At 47.9% G+C, this 2,874-nt stretch carries 4 protein-coding genes; 2 read left to right on the top strand and 2 right to left on the bottom strand.

Annotated features, from left to right (window positions below):
- The first annotated feature begins 154 nt into the window (after positions 1-154).
- A complete protein-coding gene (locus ACLGGO_RS35275) occupies positions 155-703 on the top strand; it encodes a Dps family protein (RefSeq protein ID WP_446422808.1) in 549 nt (182 codons plus the stop codon).
- 45 nt (positions 704-748) lie between these two features.
- Here the strand turns inward: ACLGGO_RS35275 and ACLGGO_RS35270 are convergent, their stop codons facing one another.
- A complete protein-coding gene (locus ACLGGO_RS35270) occupies positions 749-1,261 on the bottom strand; it encodes a hypothetical protein (protein ID WP_446422807.1) in 513 nt (170 codons plus the stop codon).
- 240 nt (positions 1,262-1,501) lie between these two features.
- On the bottom strand, positions 1,502-2,281 hold the full coding sequence (locus ACLGGO_RS35265) for an ABC transporter permease (protein ID WP_446334580.1): 780 nt from the start codon (positions 2,279-2,281) through the stop codon (positions 1,502-1,504).
- A gap of 35 nt (positions 2,282-2,316) precedes the next feature.
- On the opposite strand from ACLGGO_RS35265, the gene ACLGGO_RS35260 reads away from it, so the two are divergent.
- Positions 2,317-2,487 carry a hypothetical protein gene (locus tag ACLGGO_RS35260; RefSeq protein ID WP_446334579.1) on the top strand — a complete coding sequence of 57 codons (171 nt, stop codon included), beginning with the start codon at positions 2,317-2,319 and terminating at the stop codon, positions 2,485-2,487.
- Positions 2,488-2,874 lie beyond the last annotated feature (387 nt).

Genomic DNA, 2,874 nt, shown 5'->3' with positions numbered 1-2,874 from the left:
CAATCAGCGACCACCCCTAAAAAGGTGGCGTGGTGAGGAATCCCCCGCGCTCTTTAGCCGGGGGAGGATGTCAATAACCAGATTCTCCCAACCATGCTAAAGTAACCCTAGACACTGGCAATAACGCCAACTTAATGAGAAGGAGAACACAACCATGCCAGATACTCAGGGTTTAGTCCAGGCATTTGGTGAAGTCTATGATAATCCCATCCTACTGGAGCAAGGTGTAACTGCTCCCGTTTGTGAAGGGCTAAATATTGCATTGGCAAGCTTCCAAGCACTCTATCTGCAATACCAAAAACATCACTTTGTTGTACAAGGCGCCGAATTTTATTCCTTGCACGACTTCTTTCAAGAAAGCTATGAACAAGCACAGGGAAATGTCCACGATTTGGGAGAAAGACTCAATGGGCTAGGTGGAGTTCCCGCCGCTAGTTTTAGCACCCTGGCGCAACTCTGTTGCTTCTCTCCAGAAGCCGATGGCATTTTTTCATCGCGTCAGATGATCGAGAATGACTTGGCAGCCGAGCAAGCTATAATCCAGTTAATTCGGCGTCAGGCATCACAAGCGGAAAGTTTAGGCGATCGCGCCACCCGCTATTTGTATGAACAAATCCTTTTGAAAACTGAGGAACGGGCTTATCATTTGAACCATTTCCTCGCACCAGATAGCTTAACGTTAGGTTTTGTTAAGAAAAGCTAGTCGTTAAGTAGAGACGCGATATATCGCGTCTCTACATTCATTTATCTATTTAATAATTTGTGTATCCGGCGGTAATGTTGTTGCATTTGAAACTTTCTTAAACACCGTCGCATTATTAAATTCTTCAGGTCGTTCTTCGCCCGGATTCGTTCCCGCAATTTGTACAAGCATTTGACCCTCCGGAGTCATCTCAAAAATCGTCATTACAGTCGCCCCCTGCGCCAAGTCAATATTCAAACCCATCGGCTTAGTGCTCGATTCTACCTGGTAACGCATTTCTAACGCCCGTTGTGGTTCATCCGCAAAGGGTGGGGCAGTCATGAAGAGTTTGCCGTCTGGCGTCAAAATCCAGGTGATCATTTGACCGGGTGCCATTTCCCCTTGCCATGTACCCACCACATCGTCAGCAGCGACGTTTTTAGTGGATGCGATCGCAACTTCAGCAACGGCGGGTGAGAGTAATGAATGAGAACGGATGGTTAACCCTAGGGTACTCAGGACGCCCAAACACAGACCAGAAGCGAGAAGGCGACGGGGGGTAACAAAAGAAGAACTCATAAATGTGCTGTTGAAACTAGGGCTATCCTAGCATTACTCAGGGAAGCCAGGGTGTCGGGATGCAAGAGTGCGGGGGGCACAGGTGCAGGGGGGTACAGGTGCAGGGGTGTTGGGGTGCAGGGGAGCGGAGGTGCACAGGTGCAGGGGGGCAGGGGTGCAGGGGTGTTGGGGTGCAGGGGTGTTGGGGTGCAGGGGTGCAAACAAAGAAGAAATGACAAATGACAAATGACAAATGACATTTCAAGGAAGTTGCAACTGGGCTTGGGCGTTGAAAAATTGATGATAAATACCCTGAGTCACTAAGATTGTCGTAGTCAGGTTAGTTGTCGCAATCATAAACATGACTAAAATTTGGTAAGATGCCGCATTCAATGGGTCAATGCCACTCAGAAGTTGACCTGTAATAATTCCTGGTAACGTCACAATCCCCACCACCATCATTTGATTCAGGGTAGGAATTAATCCGGCGCGGATAGCATCTTTGCGGTATCCCGCCACAGCTTGTTGCGGGGTAGCGCCTAAACTCAGGTGCGTTTCAATTTCCAAACGACTACTGGTAATCGTACTCACCAAGCGTTCACCCGCGATCGCAGATCCATTCATGGCATTGCCCAAAACAATACCACCCAAGGGAATCAGGTACTGGGGCTGATACCAGGTTTCCGGTTGAATAATCAGTAGATTGGTATAAATCAACGTTAAGGCACTACAGAAGAAAATCGAACCGAATACTACCCAGAATAGTCGGGGTATTTTTTTCCCAATCCGGTTACGGGCGGTAATCGCCGCAATGGTTAGCATTACCAGAAAAACGCCTAAAACTGCCAAAGGATTATCTAAGGCAAAGACAATCCCCAGAAAAAACCCCACCACCAAAAGCTGTATCACCGTTCGCCCTGTCGCGATCGCTAACGATAACTCCAAACCTAACCCTTGCCAACTGGATAAACCAATCGCGATCGCCATCATGCCCAATCCCCAAACTAAATCAATGGGGTCAAGTTGAATAAAAGAGTCCACGCCTAGGCTATATCTCCTGTATCACCACCGCCATCATGCACGATAACTATATCAACGCTCAAAAAGCAACCATCCAACAACTCAAAACCCACCTCGCTCAAGGGCAAGGGCAGATGACGGTTGTGGCAATGCGCTCTGATTACGAACGCGATCGCGAACGTTGTCTAACGTCTGTGGTATTTGTTCCCGAATCCCTTACCTCCTGATTTAATCCACTCCACCACTGATAATGGGGACATGTTGGATTAGAGTATTCTACGCTAGCATTTGCAGGAAGAGTAGGAAAACGAGTGTGGAGAATCAAATAGTCGATTTAGTCACTGGCGGTTTAGCGATCGCTATCTTAGCAGGGGGTCTACTGATGCTGTTCAAGGGAATCTTCGCCTTTGAAGATCAAGACAAGCAATAAACATCGCTTATGCCAAAGAAACCCCCCCTAGATTGACGAAAGCTAGCGAGGGTAAAGCCGGGGGATTAGGCTGCATTCTAATTGAGTTTATCCCCCTTAAAGAATAGTGTCACGAACCCAACGCTGACCGATACGAGCGGTACAGCGTGGGCTTGAGAGAAATCTTGTGCCTTCGTGATTAGCC

The organism is Coleofasciculus sp., assembly GCF_046565525.1.
GTDB lineage: Bacteria > Cyanobacteriota > Cyanobacteriia > Cyanobacteriales > Coleofasciculaceae > Coleofasciculus.
This window is presented reverse-complemented; position numbering and strand designations above follow the sequence as displayed.